We start from the raw sequence: 17,382 nt of genomic DNA on the forward strand, positions 1-17,382 counted from the left end.
TCGCTCCAGGGTGTTCGCGCCGGAGCCTACCGCATCGGTCCGGTTTGGACGAAACGGAGTTACGGATGAAACGGGGACTTCCGGATGAATGTCCGGGCACGCGCGTCGCTTTGGAGTGCATGCCCGTTCGCCGGGACGCCCAAACGCGACCGTGCTCGCCGTGCCCCTGGCAGACAGGCATTGGCGAGTGTTTCATGAAGCAGAACAAATAGAAAAACACTGAACGCCGGTGTGCCTGTCAGCCACCTCGACGATAGTGCGCGCGCAGCCCCCCATCCTTCGCACTGGAGGTCTTCGTGAAGCGACTTCTGTCCGTCCTCGCCCTGCCCCTGCTGCTGCTCGGAACCACCGCGGCGGCGCAGACGACGCCCACCCTCACGTTCCACGGCAACTGGACCATCAACCAGTCGGAGGTGCTGACCGAGGGGAGCCAGGTGCAGGTCGTCTACAGCACCGCGCGCCTGCCGCAGTGCCGCGTCAACAACCCCGACGGCAGCCCCGCGTGGAGCATCACCGGCCACTACCGCATCAATGGCTCCGCGCCGGCCAGCTTCGATGTGGCGGGCGCGCCCGTCACCGGCAATGGACCGACGCTGGACCTGCAGGAGCAGGGCCTGCTGGAGCTGTGGTTCCTCGTGTCCAGCCCGGGCTGTGAGCACTACGACTCCAACTACGGCAACAACTTCCCGTTCAACGTCCTGGAGGACAGCGCCACGCCCACGGCGACGCTCGTGTTCCAGCAGGACTGGGTGGAGTACGTGGTGGGCACGCCCCGCCGGGGCCAGCCCTTCGTCGTGGACTATGACATCGCGCGCCTGCCCGAGTGCCGGCTGCTCTACAACGGCGCGCCCACGTGGGACGTGGGTGTGCGCTGGCGCTTCAACAACGGGGTGACGGGCGAGAAGAGCGTCACCACCACCAGCGGCTATACGCGCACAGGCACGCCCGTCACCATCATCCCTCCCGCCGGGGCCACCTCCGTGCAGCTCTGGTTCGAGAACTGGGACCGCGGCACCTGCCGCCGCTGGGACTCCGACTACGGGGCGAACTACACGTTCAACCTGCAGCCGTAGGCCGTCTGGCAGCACCACCCACGTTCCGGCCCGGATGCCCTCGCACCACGAGACGCGCCCAGGCCGGAATGTGGGTGCTACCTTTGACGCATGAGCTTCTTCCAGGAACCGCCGAGGCTGGGCAATCAGTACGACGACGATGCGCTGCTCCAGAGCTACCTGGCACGCACCCTCCCCGAGGACCTGCGGCGCGCGTTGACGGATGAGTTCCGCGAGCTGGGTGAGTTGGGCGGGGATTACTTCTACCGCTTCCAGCTCCGCGACCGGCTGAACGAGCCGGAGCTGACCCAGTGGGATGCGTGGGGCCACCGCGTCGACCACATCGAGGTGTCACCACTGTGGAAGGAAGCCGAGGCCCTGGCCGCGCGGCGCGGACTGGTGGCCACGGCCTACGAGCAGAAGAACGCCGAGCTCAGCCGCGTCCACCAGTTCATCCTCAACTACCTCGTGCAGGCGTCGCTGGACGTGTACTCGTGCCCGCTGGCGATGACGGACGGCGCGGCGCGCTCGTTGCTAACGCTGGGCAACACGGCGCTCATCGACCGCGCCCTGCCCCACCTCACGTCCCGGGACCCGGCCACGGCGTGGACGTCCGGTCAGTGGATGACGGAGCGCACCGGCGGCTCGGACGTGGGCCTCACGCAGACGGTGGCCCGGCAGACCCCGGAGGGCTGGCGGCTGTCTGGTACGAAGTGGTTCACCTCCGCGACGACGGCGCAGATGGCGCTCACGCTGGCGCGTCCGGAAGGCAACGGCCCCGGAGGCAAGGGCCTGGCCCTGTTCTACGTGGAGACGCGCGACGCGGCCGGAAGGCTCAATGGCATCCAGATCAACCGGCTCAAAGACAAACTGGGAACGCGCAAGGTGCCCACGGCGGAGCTGTCATTGGATGGCACGCTGGCCATTCCCGTGGCGGGGCTGACGGATGGCATCCGGAACATGGCGTGGATGCTGAATGTGACACGCACCTGGAACGCGGTGGGCTCCGCATGGGGCATGCGCCGGGCGCTGGCCCTGGCCCGGGACTATGCCCAGCGGCGGGTGCAGTTCGGCGCGAAGCTGGCGGACAAGCCGCTGCACATGGACACCCTGGCGGGGCTGGAGGCGGAGTTCCAGGCGGGGTTCCTGCTGGCCTTCCGCGCCGTGGAGCTGCTGGGCCGCATGGAGGCGAAGGTGGCAACCGAGCAGGAGCTGCTCCTGCAGCGGCTGGTGACGCCCCTGGCGAAGCTGACCACCGGCCGGCAGGTGGTGCACGTCACCTCCGAAGTCACGGAGGCCTTTGGCGGCGCGGGCTACGTGGAAGACACGGGCATTCCGCGGCTCCAGGCCGACGCCCAGGTGCTGTCCATCTGGGAAGGCACCACGAACGTCCTCTCCCTGGACACCCTGCGCGCCCTGGCGAAGGAAGGCGCGTTGGAGGCGTTCTTCCACGAGGTGGAGGGCCGTCTGGGCCAGGCCCGGGACGCGGGCCTGCGGCCCTGTGTCGACGCGGCCCAGGGCGCGCTGGAGCACGCGCGGGCCTGGGTGGCCGGTGCCATGGAGGACCCCGCCACCCTGGAGGCTGGCGCCCGGCGCTTCTCGCTGACGCTGGGACGGACGCTGGAGCTGGCCTTGCTCTGCGCCCATGCGCAGTGGTGTCTGGACCATGGCCACGGCCCCCGGAGCAAGGCGGCGGCACGGCGCTTCGCCTCGCACGGCGTGGACCTCATCCAACCGGCCGCGAGCCTGGAGGATGTCCGGCTATTGACCTGAGGTGTCGCATCCGACACCAGCCCAAAACAACACGACACATCAAAACAGCCTCAATCATTTACACGCAATTCCTATCCCAGGGGCCGCCCGGCCCCTCCCTCCGGGGCAGGCGCCCTTGAAGGCATACGGGCGTCGGATCACAGACGACGCCCCTCCCCTCACGCTGAGCCCGCACTTCACCTGCCCACTCCCAGACGCGGCGCCTGTGTAACACATCACGCTTCAACGGGAGACCTGACCGGCCAAAGACATACTCGTAAAAAAGCAGAAAAAACCAGCTGCGAAATGCATCCATCATCTCGAATCATGCTCACCATGCACACGATGCAATGGCGAAGCTTGGACGAGATGATGGGGGGGCTCAGACCACCAGAGAACTGCTGCCTCGAGCAGCTCTCGCGGGACTCCGTCGATCAGGTCACTGCGCTTCTGGGGAAGTGGTACCCGGACATCCGGGTCGGCACGGAGAGCCGGCACCTGGAGCCCTCTTTCTATGAGCAGTATGTCTGTATCCAGGGCGAGTCTCCGGATCGGCCGGTGTATGCGATTCTGGGAAGGGATCGGGACACCCAGGAAATCATCGGGCTGCTGACGCTGGAGAAGAACGCTCGCGGCCTGCAGTTGTCTGCCGCGATGGGGGCCGTTGAACCCTCTCAGCGAGGCCTGGGCCTGGGCCAGTTTGGTATCTCCCTGCTGGAGCAGGTGGGCCGCAACATCGGCGCCGAGGTCGTCCTCTATTACTCCACCCTGAAGATGGCCCGGGCGCAGCGCAACGCCGAGCACCGCGGCTTCAAGCTGGTGGGACTGGTGCCCGCGTTCGATGTGGACGCCATCGCGCCCAACACGGTGAAGCGCGTCTACGAGGCCATCTACGCGAAGGTGCTCGTCGGTCCGGAGAAGATCCACCTCCCCGACTGGAATGCCCTCATCCCCACCACGCGCGCGCTGTACACGCATCTCTTTGGCCAGCACCCGGCCGCCGCCACCCTGGAGCACATGAACGCCGTCTCCGTTCCTACCTCGGCACCGATGCCCATCTCCGCGCCCGAGGCCCGTCATGGTTGAGGTCCGCACCTTCGAGGGCGACGCGAAGGAAGCGTCCCAGTTCATCAACAGCGTCTGGCAGCGCACCTACGGCGCGAAGATGGGATTGACGATCTGGGACGAGCGTTTCTTCGACTGGCTGCTCTTCAGCAATCCCCTGGCGGACCGGGACTATCTGCTGGGGGCGTATTCGAAGGGCAAGCTGGTGGGAGCCTTCCTGGCGGAGCCGGCGAAGATCCAGCTCGGCCAACGGCAGGTGGATGGCACCTACGGGAGTTGGGTCAGCGTGGCACCCGAGAGCCGGGGCCAGGGGATTGGCATCAAGCTGTCGGACACCATGCAGGCACGCCACCGCGAGCGTGGCGCCGCGCTCACCTTGAGCTGCGTGGCCGACGGCACCCTGGGCCAGGGCTTCTGGGGCCGGCGGAGCCACACGCGCTACCTCAACGACCTGGGCATGTGGCTGCACATCTTCAACGCGGAGAAGGCGGTCCGCTGGTCGCTGAGCGCCACCGAGCGCGCGTTCCTCACCCTCACGCGTCCGCTCCACCACCGGGGCTTCCTGGCGGCGCACACCGACGGCATCCGGGCCTACCAACCCCGGGACCTGCCGCAGTGCATGGCCCTGGTCCAGAAGATGATGCGGCCGGTGAACCTGGGCTACGCCTACACCTCGGAGCGCCTGGCCCACCAGCTCCAGTTCCGTGACATCCCGCGCACCTTCGTCCTGGAGCGAGACGGCGTCATCCAAGGCATGGTCAACTACTACACCCTCCAGATGACGGCCCGAGGCCTCCTGACGACGGGATTGGTGGACCTGCTCGCCTTCCAGGACGGGCTGCCCTTTTCGGAGCAACGGCGGCTGCTGTGGGTGGCCATGCAGGACATGGTGGACCAAGGGGCCGACTGCGCCGCGATGCTGCGCAGCCCGTGTACGCCCACGCACCTGATGCTGCGCTCCGGGTGGTTGCCATTCCCCGGGGGCTCCCGGGTGACGTGCCTGCTCACCACCCCCGACGTGGAGCTGCCCGCCTCGCCCCGGGTGTTCATGCACCTGCGCTGAGGCAGCGCGCGCGAAGCTGAAGCCCTGTGCTTCAGCGCAGCCAGGAGAAGGCGCGCTCGAGCGGAGCCACACCCTCATCGAGGTAGCAGCGGCCGTGCGCGAGGAGCACCCGACGAGGCTGCCATGCCATCATCTGCTGGTAGCAGGCGCGCGCCTGCGCGGTCCGGCCCCAGGTCGTCACCCGCACCTCGCGTGGCGTCTGCCCCGGCCACATCGTCCCGCCGAGCGTCAGCAGCCATCTCAAGCGAGGCCGGAGACGCTCGGGCTCCAACGCCATGACCAGGTCCGCGAGAATCAAGGTCGAGGACGCACCGTGGAAGAACACCACCTCTTCCACGAAGCGGCTGCCCCGGAAGATGAGCTGGCCCAACTCCGTGGACCAGGCCGAGGGCGCGGCGTCGTCGAGGTCGGCATCGAATGGGACGTCAATCTGCTGGGAGCGCGCCCGTTCGCGAACGCCCGGAGACGCCCAGGCCGTCGCGCGCGGATAGCGCGCCTTCCAGGCCGGAATGCCCGCGTAGTGGAACCGGTTCGGAGAGACGAGATGTTCCACCGGGCCGAGTGCGTCGACCTGTTCGAACAACTCGGGCGTTGGTGCCGTGGGCGACCAGAGCCACAAGCCTCCCGAACCCAGGCGAACGATGACCATGCGCGTCGGGAACGGCAGGGAGATGGGGCCCACGCGCATCCTCGCCACCGGCCCGTCCACCCACCAGACACCGTCCGTGACCGGCTTGAGGGTGGAAAGCGGCACATAGGGACGCACCCCATCGTTCCATTCGAGGCCAGCAGTCATCGCCCAGGCAGCGTACCCCGCTGTCCATGCAATGACGCCACTCGACTGGACTTCACGTTCGTCACCTTGCCGGAGCGCTCCAGGACGCCTTCTCCCACCAGGAAGAGCGCGCCATGGATGTCCTTGCGGCACCGCTCGTACACGTCCGGAGGCACCACCAGGTTCGCGATGCCCGTTTCGTCCTCCAGGGAGATGAAGCAGATGCCCTTGGCCGTGGGCGGACGCTGGCGGCAGATGAGCATGCCTCCCACCGCCACCCTCCGCCCGTGGGCCACCTTCTTCAGTCCCTCCGCCGTCACCGCGCCCTGCTGCTTCAGCACCGGGCGCAGCAACTCCAGCGGGTGCTTCTCCAGCGACAGCCCCACCGTGTCGTAGTCCGCGCAGACCCGCTCCATCACGTCCATGGACGGAAGCTCCACCGCCGTGCCGTCCATGGCCATGCCGAAGAACAGGTCATCCGAGTCCAGCGGCCCCAGCGCCTGGAGCTCCCACAGCGCCTGACGCCGGGAGCCGCACAGCGACGACAGGGCGCCCGCCAAGGCCAACCGCGTCAGCTCGTGCCGGGGCGCCCGCGACCACCGCGCCAGGTCGCCCACGTCGCGGAAGCCCTCGCGCTTCGCCGTCGCCACGCGCCGCCCCGCGGACTCGCCCAGACCCTTCACCATCCGGAGCCCCAGCCGCAATGCGGCCCCGCCCTCCTCCAACGTGCAGTCCCAGCTCGAGTGCCGCACGTCCACCGGCCGCACCTCCACGCCATGCCGCTGCGCGTCCGCCACCAACGTGTGCGGCGCATAGAAGCCCATGGGCTGCGAGTTCAACAGCGCCGCCGTGAAGGCCGCCGGGTAGTGACACTTCAGCCAGCTGGACGCATACGCAATCAACGCGAAGCTCGCTGAATGGCTCTCCGGGAAGCCGTAGTGCGCGAAGCCCCGGAAGTTGTCGAACCACTCCTCGGCTTGTTTGCGTGTGTACCCCCGCGACACGCAGCCCTCCACGAAGCGCCCCCGGTATTGCAGCAGCATGGATTCGGCGCGCTTGTGGCTCAGCACCCGCCGCAGTCCGTCCGCCTCGCCCGCGGTGAAGCCCGCCGCCACCATGGCCAGCTTCATCGCCTGCTCCTGGAAGAGCGGCACCCCCAGCGTCTTGCCGAGAATCTCCTTCACCGCCTCGCTCGGGTACGCCACCTGCTCCTGGCCGTTCCGTCGGCGCAGGAAGGGATGCACCATGTTGCCGACGATGGGCCCCGGGCGGATGAGCGCAATCTCCACCACCAGGTCGTAGAACGTCCTCGGCCGAAGCCTGGGCAGCATGTTCATCTGTGCCCGGCTCTCAATCTGGAACACGCCCATCGTGTCCGCCTCGCACAGCATGTCGTAGACCTTCGGGTCCTCGGCTGGCACCGTCGCCAGGGACAGCTCCCGCCCATGGTGCTCGCGAATCAGCGCGAAGCACTTCGACAGCGCCGTCAGCATGCCCAGCGCCAGCAGGTCCACCTTCAGCAGCCCCACCGCGTTGATGTCGTCCTTCTCCCACTGGATGACGGTGCGGCCCGGCATCGCCGCGTTCTCCACTGGAACCAGCTCCGTCAGCGGCTCGCGTGTCATCACGAAGCCGCCCACGTGGATGGACAGGTGCCTGGGGAAGCCCTCCAGTTCCATGGCCAGTGCCAGCGTCTTCTGGACCCGGCCGTCCTCCGCGGACAGGCCCGCCTCGCGCAGCACGTCCGGCGTCACGTCGAAGCCGTTCGACGCGGACACCTTCGACAGCCGGTCCACCTGGTCCAGCGACAAGCCCAGCGCCTTGCCCGTCTCACGCAGCGCCAGCCGGCCCCGGTAGCAGATGACCTCGCAGACCATGCCCGCGTGCCGACGCCCGTGCTTCTCGTAGACGTACTGGAGGACCTCCTCGCGGCGCTCGTGCTCGAAGTCCACGTCGATGTCTGGTGGTTCCTTGCGCTCCATGCTCAGGAAGCGCTCGAACAACAGGCCCATCCGCACCGGGTCGATGGCGGTGATTTGCAGCGCGTAGCAGACCGCCGAGTTCGCCGCGCTTCCCCGCCCCTGGCAGAGAATCCCCTGGGCCCTGGCGAAGCGGACGATGTCCCACAGCGCCAGGAAGTAGCCGGCGAAGTCCAACGCGGCGATGAGCTTCAGCTCGTGTTCAATCTGCTTCACCACCGCCGGGGGCGCGCCTTCCGGATAGCGGAACTGAAGTCCTTCGTACGTCAGCACGCGCAGGTGCGCGTCCGAGGTGCGGCCTTCGGGCAGGTCCTCTTCCGGGAAGCGGTAGTGCAAATCATCCAATGAGGCGTGGCAGCGCGAGGCCAGCTCCGCCGCGCGCGCCAGGGCCTCTGGCCGATCCGCGAACAGGCGCGCCATGTCCCGTGGGGACTTCAGCGTCCGCTCCGCGTTGGGTAACAGCCGAGTCCCCGCCCGGTCCACCGACGTCCCATGGCGAATGGACACCAGCACGTCCTGCAAGGCCTGCCGCCGGCGATGGTGCGTGTGCACGTCGTTGTGCGCGACCAGCGGCACGCCGAGCTCCAGCGCCAGCCGCTCCGCCCGGGCCTCGCGCTCCGCGTCCCCCGCGGACAGGGTCCGGCAGATGCCGACGTGGAAGCGCTCCGGGAAGGCCTCCGCCAGTGAAGCGACCTGCTCGAAGGGCGCGGGCTCGGGCAGGAGCGCGAGCAGCCCCGCGGACCGGTCCGCCACCGCGCGCCACGGCAGCCCGGCCTCGCCCTTGGGGTGGGTCATCCGGCTCTGGGACACCAGGGCGCACAGGTTCGAGTACCCCGTCCCATCCGCCGCGTACACCACCACCGGCGGGCCGTCCTCCAGCGTCAGTTCGGCGCCCAGGATGAGCCGCACCCCGTGCTCCTTCGCGGCCAGGTGCGCCTTCACCACGCCGTACAGGCCATCCGCGTCCGTCAGCGCGAGCGCACCCAGCCCGAGCCTCGCGGCCGTGGCCACCAGCTCTTCCGGATGCGAGGCCCCGCGAAGGAACGAAAAGTTGGAGCGGCAGACCAGCTCGGTGTAGTCCACGCCCGGATCTAGATACCGAACAGGCGTTCAGGCGCTAGATTGGATCTTCGCGGTGCGGGCAAGCGACTTCATGGGTTGACGCGGATGAGGGCGATCCGTACGGGGTGGCGACTGCTGCTTGCCGGACAGAGTGGGCGGCCCCCTCCTTCAGGGCACCCAACCAGGCCTGGCAAACTCATCAGGCGCTGCCTCAGCCTTGTTACGAGATTTGTAAATGTCGCATCCGCGCAGCAAGTCCTGCACACCCGCGAGGCCGGGCACATCCCAGGGAGTTAAGCGACCTGCGCTCCACCCAAAAGCCTGAGCTGTGATGTTTGAAGTTCGCGCCGCCGCCGTTTGACAGGATGCCGATCCGACTGCCAAACATGTCTTCATGGACCTCACTCCCACCGCGTGGCAGCTCTGGCTGATCGCGGCGCTCCTTCTGGGAGCGCTGGAGATGCAGCTCACCAGCTTCATGGTCCTCTGGCTCGCCGTGGGGGCGCTGGCCTCCTCGATCGGGGCGGCATTGGGCCTGGGCCTCAACGGCCAGCTCTACCTGTTCACCGCCGTCTCCGTCGCCCTGTTCGCGGCCTCCCGCACCCTCTTCAAAAGCGTTTTCATGCGCGACGCCACGCATTTGAAGACAGGTATCGAGGCCATGCTTGGTCAGGAGGCGGTGGTGGTGGAGACCCTGGGCGACCCGCTCGGGGGCACGGTGCGCATCAATGGCGAGCTGTGGACGGCGCGCTCCCTGTCGGGCCCGGTGCCCGAAGGCGAACTCGTCACCGTGGAGCAGGTGGAAGGTCTCAAACTCTGGGTGCGCCGACCGACGGCGTCGTTGCCGGTTCCCTCGGGGGACCCGAGGAAGGAGTAGGCGGGATGGAAATCGTGACGATTTTCGGCATCTTCGCGGTCATCCTGGTGGGCATCGCCGCCACCGGTATCCGCATCGTTCCGCAGGCCAAGGTCATGGTCGTGGAGCGACTGGGCAAGTTCTACAAGACCGCCAGCAGCGGCCTCAACTACCTCGTCCCCTTCGTGGATGCCCCCCGCGCCATCGAGATGCGCACGGGCAACCGCTTCATGCGCAGCAACCTCGTGGACCTGCGTGAGCAGGTCATGGGCTTCGACACCGTCCAGGTCATCACCCACGACAACGTCAACATGGAGGTCGGCTCGGTCATCTACTACCAGATCGTCGAGCCCGCGAAGGCGCTCTATCAGGTGGAGAACCTCGCGCTCGCCATCGAGCAGCTCACGATGACGAACCTGCGCAACATCATGGGCGGGCTGACGCTGGACCAGACGCTCACCAGCCGCGAGACGGTCAACACCAAGCTGCGCATCGTGCTGGACGAGGCCACCGAGAAGTGGGGCGTCAAGGTGACGCGCGTGGAGCTGCGCGAAATCGAGCCGCCCCAGGCCATCAAGGCCGCCATGGCCAAGCAGATGACCGCCGAGCGTGAGCGCCGCGCCGAGGTCACCAAGGCCGAGGGCGACAAGGCCGCCGCCATCCTCCAGGCCGAGGGCGAGAAGATCTCCCGCATCCTCCGCGCCGAGGCCGAACGCGACGCCGAGGTTGCCCGCGCCGAAGGCCACAAGCGCGCCACCATGCTGCAGGCCGAAGGCAAGGCCGAGGCCACCCGGCTCGTCTTCGAGGCCATCCACACCGGCCGCGCCACCCCCGAGGTGCTCGCGCTGCGCTACATGGAGACCCTCCAGGAGCTGGGCAAGGGCGACAACAAGATATTCGTCCCCTACGAGGCCACCGCCACGCTGGGCGCCGTCGCCACGCTCAAGGAGGTCTTCGCCCAGACCGGGGATGCCACCAGGCCCGCCCCGGCGCCGGCCCGCTCCGCCGCGAGCCTGAGCGCCCAGGCCATTGCCAGGAACACGGCGGTCCCCGAGCACGCCACCCTCCCCGGCAGCACGCCCGCCGTGGCCCCTCGGCGCCAGCGGCCCGCCCTGGACACGCAGGACGACTGAGCCCAGGCGTAGGCAGCCCCCGCGGGAGGAAGACGCCTCTCGCGGGACACTGAGCAGGGCTCGCGTTCGTCCCCGCGCTGCAGCGGGGCGAATCAGGACGGGGCCCGCTCAGCGAACGTCATGCAACCCCGCTCGGCGGGAACATCCACCAGCGCCACCCAGGCGGTGAGCGTCACCAGCTCACCGCTGATGGGGAATGCGCCTTCGTCGACGTGCACGGGCGTGGGCGCCGAGCCCACCTGCTCCTTGCGCAGGAGCTCCGACTTGAACAGTCGCAACGGCCGGCCAGCCAGTTGCTCCGCGATGGCCGTCACCTCGGGATGGAGCGCCAGGCGGCGCATGAGGCGGCTTTCGAGCTCCGCGTCCGCGCCCCAATCCATGACCCTCCCCGCTTCGGAGGGCCATTGGAGGGTGTCATGACGGCGCAGCATCGCCGTGGCCTCCTCGAGGAACTCGGCGACCTCCGCGGGAGTGAGCACCTGCGGAACCTTCAGGTAGCCATCGGTCCGATACTGCGTGACTTCGCGCTCATGCAACGCCATGGATGTCTCCTGGGTGCAGGTTCGGGATTCAACTCCGCACGGAACGCGCTGGCGTGCTCGATGGCCCAGGACGCGAAGGTCCGCCCGGCGCGTCCCGTCACCTGCTCCACCGTGGGGACGACGCGCGCCGCCGCTTCGCGGGAACCTTCCATTTGTCCGGATGTCAGAGCCTCCGAACACACCCACCGGAGGAGAGCATGCAGAACATCTTCATCGCAGGAGGCTGGGGGATGTACCCCACGTTGCTCGCGGGAATCGCACTCATCGCCACCTGCGTCCAGTACGCGCGCCGGCCCGCGCCGCGCTACGTGCCGTTGATGCTGTCGCTGGGACTCTGCACCTTGATTGCCGGCACGCTCGGCTTCGCCACCGGCATCCTCTCCCTCCTGCACGCCTATAGCGGCCCGCTGTGGGACCAGGGCCCGCGCGTGCTCTTCATCGGCACCTTCGAGGCGCTGTACAACGTGGCGCTCGCCTTGCTGCTTGCCATGCTGGGCGCCGTGCTGGCGTCCATCGGCGCGTGGCGGCTCTCCCGCCGCATGGGGAACTTCGCCGCGCCCGCGGCAGGTTGATGCGCGACAGCCGGACGCACTGCCGGAGGAGTGCCCCCTGCCCGCATGAAGGCGGGGGTTGCATTCCGGCGCGCGTCTGGACATAGATTGCAGCCATCCCCAGGAGGGATTGACGCCCCCTCCCAACGAGAGGTCAGACGCACCCTTGAGGACGCTTCGCTGAATTCCCAGGTCCGTTGACGTTCCCGCGCTGAGCCGCCTTCGGGCTGGCTTGCGCCCTGGATTCAGGAGCTTCCTTTATGTCTTCCGTGCGCGCGCACCGCGTTTCGTTCGCCTTTTCCGACGCCGTTCCCGTCCTCTCTGAAGTCGACTTCCACCTGTCCCCTGGCTGGACGGGGCTCGTGGGCGCCAATGGCGCCGGCAAGTCCACCCTGCTCCGGCTGTTGGCGGGAGAGCTGACGCCCACCGAGGGACACCTTCAGTTCGAACCCTCCGCCCCCACCCTCCGCCTCTGCCGGCAGGAGGTGGAGGCGCTGACGCCCGACATCTCCGCCTTCGCGGAGTCGTGGGACTCCGTCGCGCGGCGACTGCACGGCCAGTTGGGCCTGGACGTCACCGCGCTGGAGCGCTGGCCCACGCTGTCCCCGGGCGAGCGCAAGCGGTGGCAGGTGGGCGCCGCCCTGGCTGCGGAGCCCCACTTGCTGCTCTTGGACGAACCCACCAACCACCTGGATGCGGAGGCCCGCACATGGCTGGTCTCCGCGCTGCGCCGCTTCCGGGGCCTGGGCATCGTGGTGTCACACGACCGCGACCTGCTGGAGTCCCTCACCACCTCCACGCTGCGCGTCCACCACGGAAGCGCGCGGCTGTGGCCCGGCGCCTACACCGCCGCGCGGGCGCACTGGGAAGCCGAGCGTGAGACTGAAATCGCCACCCACCAGCAAGCCCGCGCCGAACAACGCCGCGCGGCGCATCTGCTGGACCAGGCCCGGCGCGAACAACAGTCCGCGGATGCCGCGCGGCACACCCGCAAGCGACTGAAGAACAAACACGACAACGACGCCCGCTCCATGGGCGCCAAGGTGGTGGCCGGCTGGGCGGAGGCAGGGGCCGGGCGGCGCGTGGGCACCGCACGACGCGAGTTGGAGCGCGTCAGCGAGGCCGTGGGCGAGTTCACCGCGGACAAGACGGTGGGCCGCTCCGTCTTCCTGGACTACGTGCGCGCGCCGAACCCGTGGCTCTTCACGCTGGACGTGCCCGGCCTCCGCGCCGGTGACGTGGAGCTGCTGGGCCCCGTGAATCTCTCCGTGAGCCGCGAGGCCCGTGTGCGCATCGAAGGGCCCAACGGCGCCGGCAAGAGCACCCTGGTGCGCGCACTGCTGGAGAACGCGCGCATTCCGCTGGAGCGCGTGCTCTACCTGCCCCAGGACGTCAGCGCGGACGAGGCCCGGGCCACGCTGGACGCGGTGCGCGCACTGCCGCCCGAGGAACGCGGACGTGTGCTGTCACTCGTCGCGGCGCTCGGCGTGGACCCGGAGCGGCTGCTCGCCTCCGAGCAACCCTCCCCCGGCGAGGTGCGCAAGCTCCTCATCGCCCGGGGACTGGGACAACACGCCTGGGCCCTGGTGCTGGACGAGCCCACCAACCACCTGGACCTGCCGTCCATCGAACGGCTGGAGGCGGCGCTGCGGGAGTACCCCGGCGCGCTGATGCTCGTCACGCATGACACGTCCTTCGCCCAGGCCAGCACCTCCGAGGTGTGGCGCGTGGAGCATGGCCAGGTGACGGTGACGTCCGGGTAGCCGGCACAGAGGCCCCGCCTCAAGGCACGTTGAAGACGCCCAGCCACGTCTCGTTGTTCTTCCTCAGGTGCCCGACTGTTCGTGGAACCACGCCACCAGCCGTGTCAGTCCCTCCTCCACGGAGACGCGCGGCCGGAATCCCGTCTCCCGCTCCAGCGCGGCAGGGTCCGCCCAGGTCGCGTCCATCTCCCCAGGCTGCGCGGGCGTGGACTTCACCCGCGCCCGGGCGCCCAGGAGCCGCTCCAGGACGGAGAGGAAGGCCCGCACCGAGACAGGCTCGCCCCGGCCCACGTTGAGGACGCGATGGCGAGGTGCCCCTGGGGGCGGCCGGTCCAGCACGCGCACCACGGCCTCGGCCACGTCCTCCACGTACGTGAAGTCGCGCTGCATCCGGCCTTCGCCGTGCAGTGACAGCTCGGTGCCGTCACGCAGGGCCTGGAGAAAGCGCAGTGGGGCCATGTCGGGTCGTCCCCAGGGGCCGTACACCGTGAAGAAGCGCAGGCCACTGGTGGGGAGCCCATGCAGATGGCTGTACGCGTGCGCCAGCAGTTCATCGGCGCGCTTGGTGGCCGCGTAGACGCTGAGCGGGTGGTCCGCCGCGGCGCCTTCCTGGAACGGCGGCACCGAGCCCGCGCCATACACGGAGCTGGAGGACGCGTAGACCAGGTGCCGCACCCGGGCCGCGCTGGCCTGCTCCAGCACCTGGAGGAACCCCGACACGTTGGCGTCCACGTACGCCTGCGCGGTGCCCGCCGGCGCCCGCACGCCCACACGCGCGGCCAGATGCACTACGGCCTCGGGGCGCGTCTCCTCGAAGAGCGCTCGCAGCGAGGGGCTGTCGGTAACATCCACGGGTCGGAAGGTGAAGCCCGTCGCCCCCGGCAGCGTGCCGAGCCGCGCCAGCCGGGCCTGCTTCAACGCCACGTCCCCGGACGGGTCCAGGTTGTCCACGCCGATGACGGCATCACCGCGCGCCAGCAGCCGTGCACTGACGTGGTGGGCAATGAAACCCGCAGCTCCCGTGACGAGTACCCGCATCCACCTCCACGCTCCCACGCCTACCCCCAACACGCCACGGCGGAAGACGTGGACGCGGCGCTTCCCGTCCCCGCCACTTGCACGTAGGGTGGAGGCCCTCATGGTGTCCGTGAATCAGCTCCGCCCCTTCGCCGGTGCCTCGCTGGACGCGTTCCGGGCCGCGTCCGGCCCCGTGGCCCTCATCCAGCAGCCCGTGGAACTCGTCGGCCAGCACAGCCGGGGCCTGGCGGCACGCACCGTCGGCATGGCACACCGCGCGCACATGGACGAGCGGCTGCTCGCCATGCTCCGCGACTTCGACAACCTGGAGGTCCACTTCCTCCAGCCCTCCGTGGACGGCGAGGAGCTGACGGTCGGCCGCACCGAGGAGTGCGACCTGGTGGTGCCCGACCCGTCCGTCTCCCAGCATCACGCCACGATGCGCTGGAACGCCGCCCGCGGCGGCTTCTCCGTGCGTGACGCCGAGTCCATGAACGGCACCTTCATCAACGGTGCCCCCCTGGGCTACCGTGCCCAGGTGCTGCTCCACGACGGGGACACCCTGGCCTTCGGCGACGCCCAGTTCCTCTACCTTCGCGCCGAAACCGTCTACGAACACCTGCGCCTGGCCAGCCCGAAGAAGGCCCCCTGAGCCGGCCCCAGCCCGGAGCTCACGGAATGGCCTGGATGGCCTCCACCACCGCCTTGCGCAGGTAGGAGCGGAGGTCCGTCTGCGCCTGGTACATGCCAATCGTGGAGACGGTGCGCGTGGGGTTGCTCCACCGCAGCTTGCCGTTGGGTCCCACCACCCCCGTCTCCAGCAGCACCTCCGCGCGGCCCATCAGCTGGGCGGACGTCACGTCCACCCAGTTCAGCACCACCACCACTCCGGCCTCGGCCTCGTTGTCCTGGATCATCGCCACCACCTCGTGGATGGTGGGTGACGGTGCCTGGGAGATGCGCGTCCCCACCACCTCGAAGCCCCGCTCACTCAGCGTGGCCTGGGCCTGGCTGACGAGCACCGAACGGGGGTTGCCTTCTCCCATCATGTCCTGCCGGTACGTGAAGGTCGGCAGCGCATCCACCCGGGAGCCCACCACCACCACCACCTTGCGCAGGGCCCCCGGCGGGCGGACCTGACGCGGAGCGCACGAAGCGAGCAGGAGGCAAAGCAGGACGGCCGCGGGACGGAAGACGCGCATGACGGGGAACCTGGGAGACGGGTACGAGGCCACTATGCTGGGCCGCCGGGCCTCAGTCGAACAGTCCCTGGAGATAGAAACGTCCATCCCGTCCGTCGCGGAACACCCAGGCGGGGCCCAGCCCCTCGAAGTGGACCCGATAGTAGTCCCGTTGAAAGGGCGTCTCCGACCACCACTCCCCGCCCAGCCGCTCCGGCCCCGTGAGCGCCGTCACCCGGTGCCGCCGGCCCCCCATGCGCGCGGCCAGCAAGCGTCCGGACTCCGCCACTTCCGCGTCCAGACACGCCGGCTCCGCCAGTAACCGGGAGGGACGCTCCCGTGAGGCCGCCTGCACCGAGGCGCGCCGGGCTCCTGGCTCCAGCAGCTCCGCCGACAGGCCCCGCCGCGCCTCCGGAGGCCGGAAGGCCCGTGTTCCATGGGCCGCCTCGGGCCGGTGGACCGCCTCCAGGCCCGCCGCGAAGAGCGACGCCTCCCCCAACGTGGACGCCAGCCGCGACAGCACGACTTCCAGCGCCGCGTCGCCCTCCGGCGCGTCCCCCAGCGCGAGCTGCTGTCCTCCGTCCTCGGAGTGCTCGTCCACCCGAGCGGACACCTCCGCCACCGGGTTCTCCAGCCGCAGTTCCTCCAGCCGGTGCCGCGCCAACTCGTGCAACAGCTTCGCCCGCGCCGTGGGCCGCGCCAGCGTCAGCGTCACCTGCCGTTGCCCCGAGGGGTCCAACTTCAGCGTGAAGGTGAGCCGCACCGCCGCCCGGCACCGCCCGGACAACCGTGCCCCCAGCCGGTCCGTCAGCGTCTTGAGCGCGAAGCGCAGCGGCTCGAAGGACTCGGCCGGGAAGTCCAGCACCACGCGCTCCTCCAACACCTCTTCCAGCGCCGCGGGGACGAAGGGCGTGTCGTCCTCTCCGCGGCACCGCGCATGAACCCGTGCGCCAGCCGCGCCGCCCCGGGCCGCCACGGCCCCCGCGGGCAGCGCCGCCACCTCGCCCAGCGTGGTGAGGCCCAGCGCGGAGAACGCCGCCCCCTCGCGGCCTTCCAACGCGGACAGCGGCAACGGCGCCAGGGCCCGAGCACTGTCCCCCGGAGCCACCACCTCCACCCGGCGCGCGCCATGCCGGGCCACCGCGCGCGAGGTGAAGGCCTCCGAGGCCACCACCACGTGCGCCCGGTAACCCAGCTCGGCGCACAGCGACAGCATCCGCGTGCCCAGGCCTTCCTCGCTGTCGCACAGGTGCGCGGCCCCCGCGTCCAACCACAATCCATCCGGTGCGCAGAGCTGGAAACCCGGGGCCAGTGGCAGCAGCGCCTCGCCCAGCGCCGTCAGCGCGCGCAGCTCGTCCTCCGGGCGATAGTCGAAGTGACGCAGCCCTGGCTCCAGCGCGGTGGCCGCCGTCAGCGTCATCCCCGGGCGTACCCCCGCCTTCAGCGCCGAGGTGGAGGCGAAGGCCACGCGGCGCTGGCCACGCACCGCCTCCACCAGCGCGAAGGGACGGCCCGCAAGTTCCGGGGACTCCACCACCCGGCGCTGCGCCGGGAAGCGGGTGAGGTGCAGATAGGCCCTGCGCATGTCGTG

Annotated in this window: 15 protein-coding genes; 9 read left to right on the forward strand and 6 right to left on the reverse strand. The window is 69.3% G+C overall.

Annotation, left to right across the window (positions count from 1 at the left end; genetic code table 11):
• Positions 1–296: 296 nt before the first annotated feature.
• The 4 genes from BHS09_RS19945 (at position 297) to BHS09_RS19960 (ending at position 4,932) form a co-directional block, all read left to right on the forward strand.
• On the forward strand, positions 297–1,073 hold the full coding sequence (locus tag BHS09_RS19945; RefSeq protein WP_237079696.1) for a DUF6209 family protein: 777 nt from the start codon (positions 297–299) through the stop codon (positions 1,071–1,073).
• A 90-nt stretch (positions 1,074–1,163) separates the two neighbouring features.
• The gene (locus BHS09_RS19950) at positions 1,164–2,825 is read left to right on the forward strand and encodes an acyl-CoA dehydrogenase family protein (RefSeq protein ID WP_140798603.1); all 1,662 of its coding nucleotides are present in this window, start codon (positions 1,164–1,166) and stop codon (positions 2,823–2,825) included.
• Between the two features lie 306 nt (positions 2,826–3,131).
• The gene (locus BHS09_RS19955) at positions 3,132–3,890 is read left to right on the forward strand and encodes a hypothetical protein (protein WP_140792215.1); all 759 of its coding nucleotides are present in this window, start codon (positions 3,132–3,134) and stop codon (positions 3,888–3,890) included.
• On the forward strand, positions 3,883–4,932 hold the full coding sequence (locus tag BHS09_RS19960; protein WP_140798604.1) for a GNAT family N-acetyltransferase: 1,050 nt from the start codon (positions 3,883–3,885) through the stop codon (positions 4,930–4,932). The genes BHS09_RS19955 and BHS09_RS19960 overlap by 8 nt, the downstream gene beginning before the upstream one ends.
• Positions 4,933–4,963: 31 nt before the next feature.
• On the opposite strand, the gene BHS09_RS19965 is transcribed toward BHS09_RS19960, so the two are convergent.
• Together BHS09_RS19965 and BHS09_RS19970 are read right to left on the reverse strand one after the other, a co-directional pair.
• On the reverse strand, positions 4,964–5,698 hold the full coding sequence (locus BHS09_RS19965; RefSeq protein ID WP_237079697.1) for a DUF4336 domain-containing protein: 735 nt from the start codon (positions 5,696–5,698) through the stop codon (positions 4,964–4,966).
• A 26-nt stretch (positions 5,699–5,724) separates the two neighbouring features.
• Complete coding sequence (locus BHS09_RS19970) at positions 5,725–8,769, reverse strand: error-prone DNA polymerase (protein ID WP_140798606.1); 3,045 nt, start codon at positions 8,767–8,769, stop codon at positions 5,725–5,727.
• A 373-nt stretch (positions 8,770–9,142) separates the two neighbouring features.
• On the opposite strand from BHS09_RS19970, the gene BHS09_RS19975 reads away from it, so the two are divergent.
• Both BHS09_RS19975 and BHS09_RS19980 read left to right on the forward strand, forming a co-directional pair.
• Positions 9,143–9,625 (forward strand): NfeD family protein, encoded by a 483-nt coding sequence (locus BHS09_RS19975; RefSeq protein ID WP_140792223.1) that lies wholly within the window; start codon positions 9,143–9,145, stop codon positions 9,623–9,625.
• 5 nt (positions 9,626–9,630) lie between these two features.
• Positions 9,631–10,737, forward strand: a complete 1,107-nt coding sequence (locus tag BHS09_RS19980) for an SPFH domain-containing protein (RefSeq protein ID WP_140792225.1) — start codon at positions 9,631–9,633, stop codon at positions 10,735–10,737.
• Positions 10,738–10,829: 92 nt separating this feature from the next.
• Here BHS09_RS19980 and BHS09_RS19985 read toward each other — a convergent pair whose 3' ends face one another.
• Entirely contained in the window at positions 10,830–11,279 is a 450-nt protein-coding gene (locus BHS09_RS19985) for a phytanoyl-CoA dioxygenase family protein (RefSeq protein ID WP_140792227.1), read from the reverse strand.
• Between the two features lie 197 nt (positions 11,280–11,476).
• Between BHS09_RS19985 and BHS09_RS19995 the strand changes: the two genes are divergently transcribed.
• The gene (locus BHS09_RS19995; RefSeq protein WP_237077257.1) at positions 11,477–11,851 is read left to right on the forward strand and encodes a hypothetical protein; all 375 of its coding nucleotides are present in this window, start codon (positions 11,477–11,479) and stop codon (positions 11,849–11,851) included.
• A 239-nt stretch (positions 11,852–12,090) separates the two neighbouring features.
• Positions 12,091–13,593 (forward strand): ATP-binding cassette domain-containing protein, encoded by a 1,503-nt coding sequence (locus BHS09_RS20000; RefSeq protein WP_140798607.1) that lies wholly within the window; start codon positions 12,091–12,093, stop codon positions 13,591–13,593.
• A 63-nt stretch (positions 13,594–13,656) separates the two neighbouring features.
• On the opposite strand, the gene BHS09_RS20005 is transcribed toward BHS09_RS20000, so the two are convergent.
• Positions 13,657–14,631, reverse strand: a complete 975-nt coding sequence (locus tag BHS09_RS20005) for an NAD-dependent epimerase/dehydratase family protein (protein ID WP_140798608.1) — start codon at positions 14,629–14,631, stop codon at positions 13,657–13,659.
• A gap of 100 nt (positions 14,632–14,731) precedes the next feature.
• On the opposite strand from BHS09_RS20005, the gene BHS09_RS20010 reads away from it, so the two are divergent.
• Positions 14,732–15,262, forward strand: coding sequence for an FHA domain-containing protein (locus BHS09_RS20010; protein WP_171410408.1), 531 nt, complete (start codon positions 14,732–14,734; stop codon positions 15,260–15,262).
• Positions 15,263–15,281: 19 nt separating this feature from the next.
• On the opposite strand, the gene BHS09_RS20015 is transcribed toward BHS09_RS20010, so the two are convergent.
• Both BHS09_RS20015 and BHS09_RS20020 read right to left on the reverse strand, forming a co-directional pair.
• Positions 15,282–15,812, reverse strand: a complete 531-nt coding sequence (locus BHS09_RS20015) for a hypothetical protein (RefSeq protein WP_237079700.1) — start codon at positions 15,810–15,812, stop codon at positions 15,282–15,284.
• A gap of 52 nt (positions 15,813–15,864) precedes the next feature.
• Entirely contained in the window at positions 15,865–17,376 is a 1,512-nt protein-coding gene (locus BHS09_RS20020) for a Y-family DNA polymerase (protein WP_140798610.1), read from the reverse strand.
• Positions 17,377–17,382 lie beyond the last annotated feature (6 nt).

The organism is Myxococcus xanthus (assembly GCF_006402735.1).
Lineage (GTDB): Bacteria > Myxococcota > Myxococcia > Myxococcales > Myxococcaceae > Myxococcus > Myxococcus xanthus_A.